Genomic DNA, 15336 nt, shown 5'->3' with positions numbered 1-15336 from the left:
AAATTTACCTTTGCGACAATGAATAACAGTAGGCTATGACACATTACAGAGAGGCAACGGCCAACGATGCCGAACCAATTGCCCAGTTACACAGCCTTAGCTGGCAACAAAACTACAGAGGTATTTGGAGAGATGAGTTTTTGAACGGTCATGTTCTCGAAAATAGACGCGATGTTTGGCGAAAACGCCTGCAACAGCCAGATACCAATCAATACGTACTTGTCGCCGAATCGGCTGGGGTCATTTGTGGCTTTGCCTGTACCTACGCCGATAAAGACCCCGTTTGGGGAACGTTACTCGACAACCTGCATGTTCTGAAGAACCAGAACGGACAGGGTATAGGCACTCAGCTTATCAAGTTGGCCGCTAACTGGGCTTACAGTAAAAGTACAGCATCGGGCTTCTATTTATGGGTGTTGCCAGAAAACCGAAATGCCCGAATATTCTACGAGAAGTTAGGTGCCGTTAATCATGAATTGATGTCACTGGAAAGCCCGGACGGTGGGTATTCAGGTGCTTACCGGTACGTTTGGCAGGATATAAAGACGTTAATTTAAGATAAGTAATATGCTGAGGATGGTCTGGTCGACCAACTCCACAGCAACCTATTAATAGTGTAATTTTATGATTCGTTTTTTTAATGAAGATGTTCCTTACAAACTTCCTCAGAAGCAGGCAACCCGCCAATGGCTAAAGCAACAAGCTGAAGTGGAGGGGTATGTAGTTGGGGACTTAAATTATATTTTTTGTTCTGATGAGCACGTGCTGCAGGTAAACCGGGATTACCTCCAGCATGATTACTACACAGACATTATTACGTTCGACCAGAGCGAAGAGGAAGGAAAAATAGAGGGCGATATTTTCGTTAGCGTTGATCGCGTACTAGACAACGCCAGCCAATTAGCCATCACTGCCGAACAGGAAATGCGTCGAGTTCTTGCGCACGGCCTGTTACATCTCTGTGGCTACGGCGACAAAACCGACGAGGAAGTTGCACAGATGAGAGCCAAAGAAGACGAATGGTTAAGCAGATTAGCTATCCCCGTTAAATAAAAGCCCTTTTTAGCCTGCTGTCATGCCGCCGTCTAACTGGATGGCCTGCCCTGTACAGAAGGCATTTTCGTCGGCACAAAGCCATAAAATAGTCTGGGCTATTTCGTCAGGCTCTCCAAATCGGCCCATTGGAATCATTCGGCGCATACGCTCTTCCATACCGGGAGCCGTATTAATGAGTTCGTCGACCATAGCTGAGTGTGTATAAACCGGGCAAACAGCATTGATACGAATATTTTGTCGGGCGTACTCCAACGCAGCTGTTTTGGTCAATCCAATTACAGCATGCTTCGATGCACTATAGGGAGCCCCCATAGGCATGCCACGAACACCCGCAATACTCGATATATTCACAATGCGCCCCCCCGCGTGGATGCGCCCAGCAGAATGGCCGGTCCCGGCTGGAGTCCCATCAGGAGCTGAATGATCCGTTTGTTGCTGTAGCAACATCTGCCTGATCTGGGCTTGCATCCCGTAAAATACGCCCCCAACGTTTATGGCCATGATCTGGTCGAAATCATCAGGCGTTTGGTCAATAAATCGCCCAAATTTTCCACCTATACCCGCGTTGTTAATGGCAATATCCAGCCGTCCATAGGTATCGACGGTTTGCCGAATCGCTGATTCGATTTGAGCAGGATCAGCCACATCACAGCGCACAAACAGGGCATCACCTCCCAGTTGTTGTATTTGGTTAACGGTTTCACAGCCATTAGCTTCATTAATTTCGGCGACTACCACCTTCGCACCTGACGTTGAAAAGGCAAGAGCTGTTGCCCGCCCGATACCTGATCCGGCTCCTGTAATGAATGCAATCTGATTCGTAAAATTCGACATGCTATTTCGGCTAATTCTGCTCCGACTCCAAAATAAGACTATTCTGTGGTTTATTGTTCTTTTCGCTGAAATCACCGGATAAAACCACCAGGTAGGTAAATGCATTTTAGCCAGTAAATTCTACAACTCTAGTTGGTCGCCTATTACACAGCTTGCATAGAGTGCGTGGCATTTCTGTGTTGTAAAAATACGTTATAGTTTTGTACTTTTCCTCTTATTTTCTATTAGAAAAATATTCTAATCTGTTAATTTACAGACATTTATCCTAAATGAGTTTAGCATTTATAAAGGTATTTTAGTTAACAAAAATCTACCTTTCTTTTATTAGCGTAGATACATCATCTTGGTTGACAAATAATCAGGGACAATCACTTAACTATCTTTACTCAATGAAAAACGTTACAAATCGACCAGAAGCGATGATTTCGGAGGCCGCCAGCCGCCGGTCGTTTCTACGAGTAGCGGGAGCAGCAGCTGTAACAGGTGGCTTGCTAACAGCTTGCTCGAACGCGGATGAGATTCGTGTTCAACCTAGTGGTGCCCGTGCTGCTGGTACCGTGGTTTCATTACCCACAGGTGATGTTGGTATTCTTGCTTTTGCTTATGTACTGGAACAGCTTGAGGCTGCTTTCTACGAAATGGTGCTGGCAAAACCTTACCCAAATATGTCTTCGGCCGATCAAATGCTGTGGGCTGATATTCGTGGCCATGAAATTATTCACCGTGCGCTTTTCAAAGCCGCTGTGGGCAGTGCAGTTCCTGACTTGACTTTTGATTTCTCAAGTATCGACTTTAGCAACCGGGCTGATGTAATCAGTAGCGCTGAAGCGTTTGAAAAAACAGGTGTAGGGGCTTACAACGGTGCAGGTAAGTACATCAAAAATGCTGACTATCTAACTCTGGCAGGTAAAATTGTATCAGTCGAAACGCGTCACCACTCTATTCTGCGTGAATTACAATACCCGCATTCAGATGCTTTTGCCGGCCCAACCATCGTAACGAGCGATACTGGATTACACCTTGCTTACGAACCAACGTTTGTATTACCAATCGCACAGAAATATATTCTTGAAACACTCGACGCCAGCGCATTAGCCGGTAGCCTGTCTTAAACTACTCAACTCCAATGAACTTACAGAATCTATTTAGCGAAATTGAGAAAGTGGACGGCGAAATTTTTGACCGCTTAGCACACGTCTCACGTCGGAGCTTATTTAGCTCGTTGACCAAGAAAACGATTGCCGTGGCAGCGCCAGCCATTATGGCTTCTGCACTGACAACAGCTTATGGCCAGTCCAGTTCACTGCCACAAGGCGTAAAGGATGTTCTCAATTTTGCACTCGCATTAGAGTACTTAGAATACACATTCTACGATTATGGCCATAATCTGGCTATGATTCCAGATAGTTACAAGGCCGCTTTTGAAGTAATTCGTCAGCATGAAGAAGTGCACGTCAAATTGCTGAAGTCGGTACTTGGCTCTGATGCTATTCCGATGCCTAAATTCGATTTCTCAGCAAAAGGTACCTTTACAGACACCTTCACCAACTTTGGTACGTTTTCGGCTGTAGCCCAAACGTTTGAAGATACTGGTGTTCGCGCCTACAAAGGACAAGCGGCTAATTTGATGGTGGCGCCAGCTATTTTGCAGGTGGCTTTACAAATTCACGCAACAGAAGCCGCTCATGCAGCTAACGTTCGGTATATGCGTGGCCAAAAAGGCTGGATTACAGGTGGTACTGCCGCTATGCAGGGTCTTCCTGCCGTTGTGAATGCTAGTTATGCTGGTGAAGAAAACCTGACCCAGGCTGGTGTTAATTTAGCTTCGGCATTAGCGGGCGATAGCCGCATCACAGCGGACATGGTTTCTCAAGCCTTTGATGAACCACTGAATAAAGATCAGGTTCTGGCTATTGTGGCGCCATTCTTCGCCTAAGAAAAACAGAATCCCTGTTTTATACATAAAGAAGCCGCTGGTAAATTTTACCAGCGGCTTCTTTATGTATAAAAAATAGAGATCTGCTACAAGCCGAAGGCCGATAGCGTTACAAACTCGCTTACCCGCGATTGAATCTCCTCCTGCGTCAAATTCATAATACGCTCGGCACCAAATTTTTCGACACAAAACGACGCCATAGCCGAACCGTAAATAATTGCCCGTTTCATATTGTCGAAAGAGATATCGTCAGTTTGGGCCAGATGGCCAATAAATCCACCGGCAAACGTATCGCCAGCGCCGGTTGGGTCGAATACTTCTTCGAGCGGGAGCGCCGGAGCAAAGAAGATTTTACCTTCGCTGAACAATAGTGCACCATGTTCGCCTTTTTTGATGATGACCGTTTGGGGCCCCATCGCCCGGATCTTAGCCGCTGCCTTTACCAGCGAATATTCACGCGTCAGTTGGCGGGCTTCTTCGTCATTGACAACCAATACATCAACCAGTTTGAGTAAACCCATCAAGTCGGGGTTGGCAATTTCGATCCAGAGGTTCATCGTGTCCAGTACGATGAGTTTAGGACGTTTGGTCAGCCGCTTAATCACCATTTGCTGAATAGCCGGTGCCGTATTACCCAGCATCAGGTAGTCACAATCCTGATAAGACGCAGGAATGATTGGATCGAAGTTCTCCATCACATTCAACTGCACCTCTACCGTATCGCGGCTGTTCATGTCGTTGTGGTACTTACCCGACCAGAAAAAGGTCTTCTCTCCCACGCGAATTTCCAGTCCGTCCGTATTGATTCCGTGCTGATTGAGATCGTCAATCATGGTTTGTGGAAAATCGTCACCCACAACGGCAACCAAGTTATTTTCTTTCGTGAAGTACGAAGCCGACAGCGTGATGTAGGTAGCGGCACCGCCAATAATTTTGTCGGTTTTGCCGAACGGGGTCTCCAGCGCATCGAACGCTACGGAACCAACGGTAAGTAAGCTCATTTTAAATTTGGTTTATGATATTTTTGGGCACGATTACGGTTTTCAGTTTACGGTATTCGGTTGGCTAACCACTCTAGCGGATCGGCGAAAGCAACATATGCGCCACCCAGCCGAATACCATAAACCGAAAACCGTAACCCTATTTCTTCCGCCCAATGACCGGGCAACGTTTAAATGGTTTGGTTTCGTCAAACAGCTTGCGGTAAGTAATGTGTGTTTTCACGATCTTCGACCCTAACTGACTCACGAACCGTACCATAATTGGATTAAAATCCCCTACCCAGTTCATTTCCAGTTCAGTATATTGAAAATTAGGATTGTTTTCGGCCTCGTGCGGCATCCGGAGGGCAATAGCGGCCTCAACGCCCTTTCCCTGATGTTCGGGGGCTACGCCAAACACGACGCCAAAGGCTTTACGGTTCGTCTTGAGAAGCATGTGCCATAGAAACTTGAGTTTACCAATCAGATCAAGTTTGCCGTTCACATACTTGAATACCTGATTCAACTCCGGCAAACACACAAAAAACGCGACCGGCTCGTCGTGGTAATAGGCGAAATAAATAATTTTCTCGTCGATAACCGGTTTCAGCTTCTGCATAAGCAACTGCGCCTGGGACGCCGACATTTCTTTTACACCACTGTGCCCCCCCCAGGCTGCGTTATAAATATGCCGGAATTGCTCAGCGGCTGCGGGAAGCTGTTTTTTGTCGATCGTCCGAAAGGTATAATCCGGATTTTGGAAAATGCGTTGGGCGCGGTCTTTCACCGCCTGTGACATCTCCGTCAGTTTCGACCAGGTTGTTGGAATACCGAAGGTGTACTGTTTGAAATAATCCTTGAAACCGTAATTTTCGAAGAAGGGAATATAATACGGCTTGGTATATGGCATGCAATAGTTAGGCTCCCGGTCGAAACCATCCACGAGTAAACCCCACCAGCGGTCGCGGTCGCCGAAGTTTATTGGGCCGTCCATAGCTTCCATACCCCGGCTTTGCAGCCAGGTTTTACCCGCATCGAACAGCGCAAAAGCGGCCGATTGGTCCTCGATACACTCAAAAAAACCTAGTCCGCCCGTGGGCTGGTCGTTGTCGAGGTTCGCAATTTCATGGTCAATGAAAGCGGCTACCCGGCCAATGGTTTCGCCTTTGTCGCTTAACAACAGATACCGGACGCACTCGCCATGTTCGAACCGCTTATTACGCGTTGGATCGAATATCTCTTCGACATCGGTGTCCAATGGCCTAATCCAGCATGAATCAGTACGATAGAGCCGTACGGGAAACTGAATGAACTCTTTCTTATACCGGGCGTTTTCGCCTACCTCAACTACCTGCATTTCAGAACCTGAGCGGGTCTATTTTGAAAACAAAATGCGAATATAGCCAAAACCCGTCGGGCTACCGTTTTCCGGCGAACAATCCCTAACTTTGGGCACTGTTTTTGGTAGATAGACAGGAAGCGGGTTTACCTAATAAGAAACCGTCGGCAACAGCCAATTCAGGACAAAAAGACTCCTCCTGCGCCAAATTGGCCGACTGGAGATATGACGACAACTAGAATGCAGCCACTTCAGGTTTACAATACCCTATCTCGCAAAAAAGAACTATTTGAGCCGCTCAACGCGCCCTATGTTGGTATGTACGTTTGCGGCCCCACGGTTTATAATTACGTTCACCTGGGCAATGTCCGCACATTCCTGACCTTCGATACGCTGTATCGGTATTTGACTTTTATCGGCTATAAAGTTCGGTACGTTCGCAACCTTACCGACGTAGGCCATTTAGTGGGCGATGGCGATGAGGGCGAAGATAAAATTGGTCGGATGGCGAAGCTCGAAAAGGTTGAGCCAATGGAAATTGTGCAGCGCTTCACAAACGATTTTCATACCGTGATGGCGCAGTTCAACACAATTTCGCCGAGTATTGAACCAACGGCAACGGGCCATATGGTCGAGCAGATCGAAGCGGTTCAGTCGCTTTTAGCGAAAGGACTGGCCTATGAATCGAATGGCTCGGTTTATTTTAACATTGACGAATATAACAAGCGGGGCGGCAATTACGGCAAACTTTCCGGACGGATTCTGGACGACCTGCTGAACGAAACCCGCGAACTGGACGGCCAGTCGGAAAAGCGTAGCCCACTCGATTTTGCTATCTGGAAAAATGCCTCGCCCGAGCACCTGATGCGCTGGAACTCGCCCTGGGGCGAAGGTTTCCCCGGCTGGCACCTCGAATGTACCTGCATGAGTACGAAGTATTTAGGCAAACAATTTGACATTCACGGGGGCGGCATGGACTTAAAATTTCCTCACCACGAATGCGAAATTGCACAGGGCGATGGTCTGACCGGCATTGATCCGGTTCGCTACTGGATGCACTCCAACATGCTGACGGTGAATGGCCAAAAGATGTCAAAATCGCTGGGTAATTCATTCTTACCTGCCGAACTCTTTGCCGGAAGCCACTCCCTGCTCGAACAGGCGTACAGCCCAATGACGGTACGTTTCTTCATGTTGCAGTCGCACTACCGCAGTACGCTCGATTTTTCGAATGATGCGCTTAAAGCGGCTCAAAAAGGCTATCGTCGGTTAGCAAATGGTTTACGCGTCATTAAAACCTTGACCTATCAGGGTGGTGAAGGTGCTGTTGATGAAGCTAAACAGCAGGATATCCGGCAGGCGGTTCAGCAGTTTTACGAAGCCATGAACGACGACCTCAACACCGCCGTCGGCATTGCACAGTTGTTTACATTGCTGAAGTACATCAACATGCTTTACCTCCACCAACTTCAGGCATCTGCTCTGGGCGAAGAGGTATTTAACCTGCTAAAAGAGTCGTTTGTGACTTTTATGCAGGAGGTACTTGGCCTGTTGGAAGAAGGAAATGACAACCAACCTGTACTGGAAGGCTTATTGACCCTTTACCGCGAGTATAAAGAGCAGCGGCAATACGACAAGGTAGACCAGATTCGTTCGTACTTCAAGGCGCAGGGGCTGGCCATCAAAGACATGAAGCATCAGATCGATTGGGCATACGAAGAATAATGTCTGGGCCAGGCTCCAGCCTAGCCATAAAAAAGTATAAAGAATAGGGCCAATCTGGAGATTAGCCCAAACGCATCAGAATGACCAACTATTCAATACTCTTTGTTCCGGCTCTATTGTTAGTAACGGCGGGCGCTTGCCGCACGAAGCAATCACAAAGCGACACTACCCAGACTACAGAACAACCAGCAACAGTTTCTGCACCAGCTTTCAATGCTGATTCTGCGTATAGCTATGTTGATCGGCAGGTAGCGTTTGGGCCTCGTGTACCCAACACCCCCGCTCATGTTCAAACGGGCAACTACATTGTTAATAAGTTCAAACAATTTGGCTGTGAGGTAACCGAACAAACGTTTGTGGCAACGACCTGGGACGGCAAGAAAATTAATGCCCGAAACATTATAGGCAGCATTAACCCCAAAGCAACCAAACGTATTTTCATTTCCTCGCACTGGGATTCGCGCCCGATTGCCGATTCAGACAGTCTGCCCGCAAACCGAACAAAACCGGTACCATCCGCTAATGACGGTGCCAGTGGCGTTGGGGTAATGCTCGAATTAGCGAGAGCCATTCACCAGTCGGCAACCAAGCCCAACGTTGGTATTGATTTTATCTGCTTCGACGTGGAGGACTTAGGAAATGGCGAAAAGGCAAATAAAGACTTTGAAAAGGAAAGCGGGGATGTTGATTATGTAGGTTTTGGCCTTGGCTCTCGCTACTGGGCGAAAAACCTACACAAACCCGGTTACTCAGCCTACTATGGCGTTCTTTTGGATATGGTTGGCGCGAAAGGAGCTACTTTCCCCAAAGAAGGGTATTCCATGCAGTTTGCTCCGAGCATTGTTAATAATGTCTGGCAAACAGCCAGTCGATTAGGTTATAGTCAATATTTTATTGATACGCCCGGCGGGCAAATTACAGACGACCATGTCGCCCCAAACCTGATTGCTAAAATTCCAACAATTGACATAATTCAGCTTAATACAGTTACGGGCAGCTTTTTTGCTGCTCACCATACCATTTCCGACGACATGCGCTACATTGATCGGGGCACGTTGAAAGCCGTTGGTCAAACGTTACTACAAGTGCTTTATAACGAGCAATAATACACACAAAAGCCCCGCTTGATCGGGGCTTTTGGTTGAAATCAATTGAGTATGAAATTTTTGTATGCCGCCTTTGTGGCTGTTTTGGTTAGCAGTTGTTATTCGTCTCCCGACCAGTTCGGTAAGCTTAATCTAAAAAAGTGGCGCGGAGACCGGGGCGGCTGTAATGGCGTTCGGGCTACACTTGAGCCAGCCTTTAAAGCCGAGATTCAAAACCTGAAAGGCAAAACAGCCAACACCATCGGCGATCTACTAGGCCGACCGGATGTGAACCAGATTGCCGACCGAAATCAGAAATTTTACATCTATTTCCTGGAAAAAGGACCACAGTGTAATTATCCGGTTGGCAAATCCATGAGTCGCTCGGTAGCCATTCGCATGAGCGCTATTGGGCTGGCAACAGAGATTACGTTTCAGAATGGCATTCCGTGAGTAGTGTAGTGCCGACCGTCCCGGTCGGGTGAAAACCACAGAGTACACCCGACCGGGACGGTCGGCACTACAGATAAAACTTCTTCCGCTCAATCATTTCTTCTACCACGTCGGGCACCATATAGCGTATGGAGCGGTTAGCCCGTATACTATCACGAATAAACGTCGCCGAAATATCCAGTAACGGCGCTTCGACCAGGCGAACGTTCGGATGTAGCTTGAACTCACTCTCTTTACTTTTAGGGCGCGGGTAAACGTATAGGCCGTAGTATTCCAGAATCTTGTCGTAGTTCTTCCAGTTAGCAAACTGCTCCAGATTGTCTTCGCCCATTATAAGCCGAAATGTATGCTGCGGGTACTTTTCGCCCAAACGAGTCAGCGTGTCGATTGTGTAGCTGGGTTTTGGCATCGAAAACTCAATATTTGTGGCTTTTAAGCGGTTATTGTCGGCGATAGCGCGTTCGACCATGTCGAGCCGGTCGAATTCATGCAACAGGCTCTTGGTCTTCTTAAACGGATTCTGGGGCGACACCACAAACCACACCTGCTCCAAATCCGTCGAGGTAGCCATCGTATTGGCAATAATCAAATGGCCAATGTGAATGGGATTGAAAGAGCCGAAAAATAAACCAATCTTCATAATAGTGCAGTGCGAGGATTGAGAATGGAATCAGTTACTCCCAATTTTGGCACAGTTAAACAAGGGGAATAATTGATTCTATTCTCAATCCAGCTCATTTTATTTGATTAAGATTTTTAACCACAGAGGCACATAGGTCTAATGAGGAAGAGAGTACGTTATTAGACCTTTGTGCCTCTGTGGTTAAAAATCTTTCACACCAACTAAATGTGTGACTGATAGCTTTACATAAGCTTATTAATAGCAATCAAATAATTTCTCCCTTAGCAGGCACTTTATTTTCGTTCACAAAGTCATCGACAAGCGTTTGCGCTTTTTGAAGCGATGTTTCCAGATCGTCATTTACCAAAATGACATCAAAACGATTCTGAAAGCTCATTTCAAAATGGACTTTGAATAACCGTTTCGATAGGCTTTCTTCGGATTCGGAACCACGACCAATCAGGCGTTGACGTAATGTTTCTTCATCAGGTACTTTTACAAAAACGGCCAGCGCTTTTTCGCCGTAATATTCTTTTAATTTCAGACCGCCCTGTACGTCCACATCGAACAAAACATGTTTGCCACTATCCCAAAGACGCTGGATTTCAGATTTAAGCGTTCCATAAAAAGCGCCAACGTAGACTTCTTCCCATTCAACAAATTCGTCGTTATCAATTCGCTGTTTGAATACTTCGGGTGTTAAAAAATAATAATCTTTACCATTCTCTTCGGCCCGGCCCCGACGGTCGCGGGTGCAGGCCGAAATAGAAAAGCCGAGATTGTTGTTCTCGGCCAGCAAATGTTTAACGATGGTCGTTTTGCCCGAACCAGAAGGGGCAGAAAAAATGATCAGTTTACCGTCCACGGCAGGATATCGATTGGTTGGATCTATAATAAAATTGGGGTAATCAAGGTTGGCTTTTGACAGCATCACCTTAATTACCCCAATCAAATGTCTTCGTGAATTAGCTAAACGTCAGGATTTTGGATTTGATCGTTGCCACTAATTTCTCGGGGCAGCATTTCTTCTCCATTCGCTTCGTTAATAACTCTTTTACCTCTTGTTCGAGGTGATACATTTGGATACATGGTTGACAGGATACCAGATTAGCTTTTAATCGGGCGAGTTGCTGATCTGTAGCTTCTCCATCCAGAATCAACTGGATCATCTTCAAGCAGTCGACCTGATGGTCGCAATGTTCTTTCATCTGTGGCTTGGAGTCTGATGAAGAAGATGATAGTGATGACGACGTTTGCATTGGAAAAATTTTATTTATTCCAAGAATAATAATACCGTTAAGTTATTAGCAGAACCAAAATAGACTTAGAAAAAGTTCGGTTTATTCTTCACTTTCTTCTTTATAACCCATTGATGATGCGTAATCACGCAATTTTTCTTTCAAAAGGTTACGAGCCCGGTGCAAACGAGATCGTACTGTTCCTATCGGAATATCCAGAATCTTGGCCATCTCTTCATATGTGAATCCTTCAATATCACAGAGAATAATAACCGTTCTGAAATCAACCGGCAACGAGTTTAGCGCCGTTGCCACTTCATCGCCAATTAAGTCAGAAACAGACTCGGCCCGAAGGTCGACGGTGTGTTCAGATTCAGCATCTTCAGAATTATAAGTCGTTTCAACGTCCTGATAATCTACTTTAGCCGGCTCCTTACTTTTCTTTCTATAATCGTTTATGAAGCTGTTCTTCAGTATCCGAAACAGCCATGCTTTTGCGTTAGTTCCTTGCTCAAACGATGAAATAAACCGGAATGCCTTTAAATATGTATCCTGCACCAAATCATTGGCGTCGTCCTCATCGGTCGTCAGGCGAAAGGCAAAGTTGTACATGGAGTCAATGTGTGGCATGAACTCCTTATTGAAAACCTGATATTTCTGCTCGTCGGTATACCGACGCGCGGGTGTATCAGCCGAGGGCTGTTCAACGGGGTCGCCGTCTGGTAATATTTGGTCTGGTCCAGCCGGTCCGCCGGAGCGGTCCTGGTCGTCACGAGTTGGCGTATCTGACATAACTTCGGGTATAGTCGCCATAAAAGTAAGAGTAAATTGCCGTTTACCGTCGGCAGGCCCCAACGAATTCAATAATTATGAAAAAACCAATTCGTTGGACTGTATCTGAGAGTGACTACAAAAATCAATCCTTTGTTCAAAAAAAGGTTTAAAATCAGGCTAATATGACTATTTGGCAGTGAACGTTTCAACTACTGACAACGTTAAAGCCGGTCGTTTGCCATTAAACAGTAATGGCAAACGACCGGCTTAATCCAGCGGAAACGCTGTTTAAACGATTACAGATTTAAAATAACGCTTCAACCAGGTGTCGGCAGCACGAATGCGCCAATCTGACAAAAGCTCTGCTTTTATTTTCACCAGCGTATTGAAGACCGGGGTTTCTGGTGTCAGTATACCGTCTGCAACGGCAGATTTGATCGCGGGCAAAGCAAATGTTTGTACAGAACCATCGGCAAACTGAATAGCCGCAGACCGATCAAAGAAATCTACCAATATCTGACGGCCAATTTCCTGCACAGTTCGTACAGACGCATCTATCGAACAGCCGCTTGGCAAGGTGTAATCTTCATCAACACCAACGATCACAAAGCGATTTTCAACCACTTTCGCCGAAGCTAATAACGGTTGCCCATGCGCTGTCCATTGACCCAAAGCGGGCTGAAAGGCTTCCTGAATCGTTTTCACCTCACCGTCTGTCAACGAGCGGTCTGCCTGATATACCCAAACGCGGGCTGTGTCGGGCAATTTGTCAAAATCTATGTACATGTCTAATGAATAATGTAGAATGAATAATGTAGAATAGCTAAACTTGAGCAACCACTATTCATTATACATCATTCATTAATCCTACAACCCCTGCCCCTGGGCGATGAGTTCCGAGATGTCATAGACGCGGACGGAATCCTCTTTGTTCTTGTTCTTCACACCATCCGACATCATTGTCATACAAAACGGACAGGCAACAGCAATCGTATCGGCACCCGTGCTGAGGGCTTCCTCAACCCGTTCGACGTTTACATCTTTTTTACCAGGTTCAGGCTCTTTGAAATACTGCCCGCCACCCGCGCCACAACATAATCCATTGGCCCGAACGCGCTTCATCTCAACCAGATCAGCGTCCAGGGCTGCCAGTACGTCGCGGGGAGCTTCGTATACTTTGTTAGCACGACCTAGATAACAAGAGTCATGAAACGTTATCCTGCGGCCTTTAAACGATTCACCATCTTTAACCCGAACGCGGCCTTCGTTAATCAGTCCCTGTAAAAATTGGGAATGGTGAATGACTTCGTAGTTGCCGCCCAGTTCAGGGTATTCGTTCTTAAGTGTATTAAAGCAATGGGGACAGGCTGTAACGATTTTCTTAACGTTATAGCCGTTCAGCACCTGAATATTGGACATTGCCTGCATCTGAAACAAAAACTCGTTCCCCGCCCGACGCGCCGGATCGCCGGTACAGCCCTCTTCCGGACCCAACACGGCGAACTTAATGCCCACATGGTTCAGGATACGAACAAAAGCGATCGTGACTCGTTTGTAGCGATCATCGAACGAACCCGCACAACCAACCCAAAACAGAATTTCTGGTTCCTCACCCGATGCCGCCATGTCGGCCATCGTTGGTACTTTGTATGTTTTTACTTCCTGTGTCATTCGATTAATTTTTGCTTTGGCACAACCTTATTTATCGTCATTCACCTGTTCAGCCCAGTTAAACCGGTCGCTGGGTGAGAATTTCCAGGGGGCCATATTATTTTCAATATTGCTGAACATGGCATTCCAGGAGGCTGGTGCGTCGGACTCTTCCATAACCCGGTACCTGCGTAACTGGAGGATTATATCCAACGGATTGATGTTGATGGGACAGGCATTTACGCAGGCCTGACAGGTGGTGCAGGCATTGAGTTCTTCGGCGGTGATGTAATCGTTTAACAATGATTTATCGTCGCGATAGTCTGGTCCATTGGTTTTCCAGCCCTGTTGAATTTCTTCGAGCCGGTCGCGGGTGTCCATCATGACCTTGCGGGGCGATAACTTCTTACCCGTAATATTAGCAGGACAAGCCGATGTACAGCGACCGCATTCGGTACAACTATAGGCGTTCATCAGGTTTATCCACTTCAAATCCTGCACGTCTTTCGCGCCAAATCGGCCAATTTCAGCGGGCTGCTCGCCATTGTCATTTGCCTGTGAGCCATCGGCGTCGGTTGTAACCGGTAAACCAAGCGCCAGTTGCACCTCTTTGGTAATTTCGGGCATATTCTGCATTTCGCCTTTCGGTTGCAGATCCGAGAAGTAGACGTTTGGAAAACCGAGGGCAATGTGCAGGTGTTTGGAGTAGGTTACGTAAACCGCAAATGCCAGAATACCCAGAATGTGGAGCCACCAGGCAGTGCGTTCGTAAGCGATTAAAGCGGTGTCGCTAAAATTCGTAAAGAGCGGTTTGAGGTATTGGCTGATGATAAAGTCGGGCACAATTCCCTGCAACTCGCCATAATGGCCAACCCCACGATCACGCAAAACACTGTCAGACGCATTCCAGGTCAGAAAAGCAATCATGAGCAAAATCTCGGCGATCAAAATAACAGCGGCATCAGTTCGGGGCCAGCGAGTCATTTCTCGGTGACGTTCTTGCTGAAACCGGCTCACTTTTGCGACAAACCGACGGCATAAAAAGACAACGCAAACCGCCAGCACACCAAAGGCCAGTACTTCGAATACATCGATCAGAATTGGATAAACGGGAGTAATGTATGGAGCAAACAACCGATGTGTCCCCAAAACACCGTCAAGAATAATTTCCAGAATTTCGAGATTGATAATGATGAACCCGGCATAGATGACAAAGTGCATAACTCCTACCAATAAATTGGTGAACATTTTCTTCTGCCCGAAGGCCACCAGCAGCATTGTCTTCAGCCGCTCGTCGGCATGATCGAAGCGGTTTTCGGGTCGACCGAGGTTAATAGCGCGGGAAATGAGCCGAATTCGCTGGGTTATAAACCAGGCCACGGCCGCTAAAGCCGCGACAAATAAAATTTGCTGAAAAATTTCCATTCGTTTAGGGGACTTATTTTACCTGATAATCAATGAATTGTTACAGGCATCAATACTGCACTAAAAATATTTTGTAGGTAAGTGTTGCAAAAAGCCAATGTTTAAGTACTTTTGCACCCACGTTTCAGGGTGATGTAGCTCAGTTGGTAGAGCAAAGGACTGAAAATCCTTGTGTCGGCGGTTCGATTCCGTCCATCACCACCTTGAACAGAGGCAGTT

Annotated in this window: 17 protein-coding genes and 1 tRNA gene; 8 read left to right on the top strand and 10 right to left on the bottom strand. The window is 46.7% G+C overall.

The window, feature by feature from the left end:
• The first annotated feature begins 35 nt into the window (after positions 1-35).
• Together CWM47_RS10410 and ybeY are read left to right on the top strand one after the other, a co-directional pair.
• Entirely contained in the window at positions 36-557 is a 522-nt protein-coding gene (locus tag CWM47_RS10410; RefSeq protein ID WP_100987915.1) for a GNAT family N-acetyltransferase, read from the top strand.
• Between the two features lie 67 nt (positions 558-624).
• Positions 625-1053, top strand: a complete 429-nt coding sequence (gene ybeY, locus CWM47_RS10405; protein WP_100987914.1) for an rRNA maturation RNase YbeY — start codon at positions 625-627, stop codon at positions 1051-1053.
• 9 nt (positions 1054-1062) lie between these two features.
• On the opposite strand, the gene CWM47_RS10400 is transcribed toward ybeY, so the two are convergent.
• Positions 1063-1890: an SDR family NAD(P)-dependent oxidoreductase gene (locus CWM47_RS10400; RefSeq protein ID WP_100987913.1), complete on the bottom strand. Its 828-nt coding sequence runs from the start codon at positions 1888-1890 to the stop codon at positions 1063-1065.
• Between the two features lie 389 nt (positions 1891-2279).
• Here CWM47_RS10400 and CWM47_RS10395 point away from each other — a divergent pair, with 389 nt between their 5' ends.
• Both CWM47_RS10395 and CWM47_RS10390 read left to right on the top strand, forming a co-directional pair.
• The gene (locus tag CWM47_RS10395) at positions 2280-3002 is read left to right on the top strand and encodes a ferritin-like domain-containing protein (protein ID WP_100987912.1); all 723 of its coding nucleotides are present in this window, start codon (positions 2280-2282) and stop codon (positions 3000-3002) included.
• 14 nt (positions 3003-3016) lie between these two features.
• Positions 3017-3826, top strand: a complete 810-nt coding sequence (locus CWM47_RS10390) for a ferritin-like domain-containing protein (RefSeq protein WP_100987911.1) — start codon at positions 3017-3019, stop codon at positions 3824-3826.
• An 86-nt stretch (positions 3827-3912) separates the two neighbouring features.
• On the opposite strand, the gene CWM47_RS10385 is transcribed toward CWM47_RS10390, so the two are convergent.
• Together CWM47_RS10385 and CWM47_RS10380 are read right to left on the bottom strand one after the other, a co-directional pair.
• The gene (locus CWM47_RS10385; RefSeq protein WP_100987910.1) at positions 3913-4827 is read right to left on the bottom strand and encodes a PfkB family carbohydrate kinase; all 915 of its coding nucleotides are present in this window, start codon (positions 4825-4827) and stop codon (positions 3913-3915) included.
• A gap of 139 nt (positions 4828-4966) precedes the next feature.
• A complete protein-coding gene (locus CWM47_RS10380) occupies positions 4967-6163 on the bottom strand; it encodes a hypothetical protein (RefSeq protein ID WP_100987909.1) in 1197 nt (398 codons plus the stop codon).
• Between the two features lie 222 nt (positions 6164-6385).
• Here CWM47_RS10380 and cysS point away from each other — a divergent pair, with 222 nt between their 5' ends.
• The 3 genes from cysS (at position 6386) to CWM47_RS10365 (ending at position 9408) form a co-directional block, all read left to right on the top strand.
• Positions 6386-7870 (top strand): cysteine--tRNA ligase, encoded by a 1485-nt coding sequence (gene cysS / locus CWM47_RS10375; RefSeq protein WP_100987908.1) that lies wholly within the window; start codon positions 6386-6388, stop codon positions 7868-7870.
• Between the two features lie 80 nt (positions 7871-7950).
• Positions 7951-8976: a M28 family peptidase gene (locus CWM47_RS10370; RefSeq protein ID WP_100987907.1), complete on the top strand. Its 1026-nt coding sequence runs from the start codon at positions 7951-7953 to the stop codon at positions 8974-8976.
• Between the two features lie 51 nt (positions 8977-9027).
• On the top strand, positions 9028-9408 hold the full coding sequence (locus tag CWM47_RS10365; protein WP_100987906.1) for a hypothetical protein: 381 nt from the start codon (positions 9028-9030) through the stop codon (positions 9406-9408).
• 67 nt (positions 9409-9475) lie between these two features.
• On the opposite strand, the gene nadD is transcribed toward CWM47_RS10365, so the two are convergent.
• From nadD to CWM47_RS10330, 7 genes are all read right to left on the bottom strand, one after another.
• Positions 9476-10048: a nicotinate (nicotinamide) nucleotide adenylyltransferase gene (gene nadD, locus CWM47_RS10360; RefSeq protein WP_100987905.1), complete on the bottom strand. Its 573-nt coding sequence runs from the start codon at positions 10046-10048 to the stop codon at positions 9476-9478.
• Between the two features lie 247 nt (positions 10049-10295).
• A complete protein-coding gene (gmk, locus tag CWM47_RS10355; protein WP_100993821.1) occupies positions 10296-10895 on the bottom strand; it encodes a guanylate kinase in 600 nt (199 codons plus the stop codon).
• Between the two features lie 100 nt (positions 10896-10995).
• Positions 10996-11238: a hypothetical protein gene (locus CWM47_RS10350; protein WP_100987904.1), complete on the bottom strand. Its 243-nt coding sequence runs from the start codon at positions 11236-11238 to the stop codon at positions 10996-10998.
• A gap of 132 nt (positions 11239-11370) precedes the next feature.
• A complete protein-coding gene (locus tag CWM47_RS10345) occupies positions 11371-12081 on the bottom strand; it encodes a sigma-70 family RNA polymerase sigma factor (RefSeq protein ID WP_394341990.1) in 711 nt (236 codons plus the stop codon).
• Between the two features lie 249 nt (positions 12082-12330).
• Positions 12331-12828 (bottom strand): hypothetical protein, encoded by a 498-nt coding sequence (locus CWM47_RS10340; RefSeq protein ID WP_100987903.1) that lies wholly within the window; start codon positions 12826-12828, stop codon positions 12331-12333.
• 81 nt (positions 12829-12909) lie between these two features.
• Entirely contained in the window at positions 12910-13713 is an 804-nt protein-coding gene (locus CWM47_RS10335) for a (Fe-S)-binding protein (RefSeq protein ID WP_100987902.1), read from the bottom strand.
• 27 nt (positions 13714-13740) lie between these two features.
• A complete protein-coding gene (locus tag CWM47_RS10330; protein ID WP_100987901.1) occupies positions 13741-15117 on the bottom strand; it encodes a 4Fe-4S dicluster domain-containing protein in 1377 nt (458 codons plus the stop codon).
• 128 nt (positions 15118-15245) lie between these two features.
• Between CWM47_RS10330 and CWM47_RS10325 the strand changes: the two genes are divergently transcribed.
• A tRNA-Phe gene (locus CWM47_RS10325) sits at positions 15246-15318 on the top strand.
• The last annotated feature ends 18 nt before the right edge of the window (positions 15319-15336 follow it).

This window comes from Spirosoma pollinicola (assembly GCF_002831565.1).
Classification (GTDB): domain Bacteria; phylum Bacteroidota; class Bacteroidia; order Cytophagales; family Spirosomataceae; genus Spirosoma; species Spirosoma pollinicola.
Note: the sequence above shows the minus strand (reverse complement) of the source record. Positions and strands in the feature narration are given on the sequence as shown.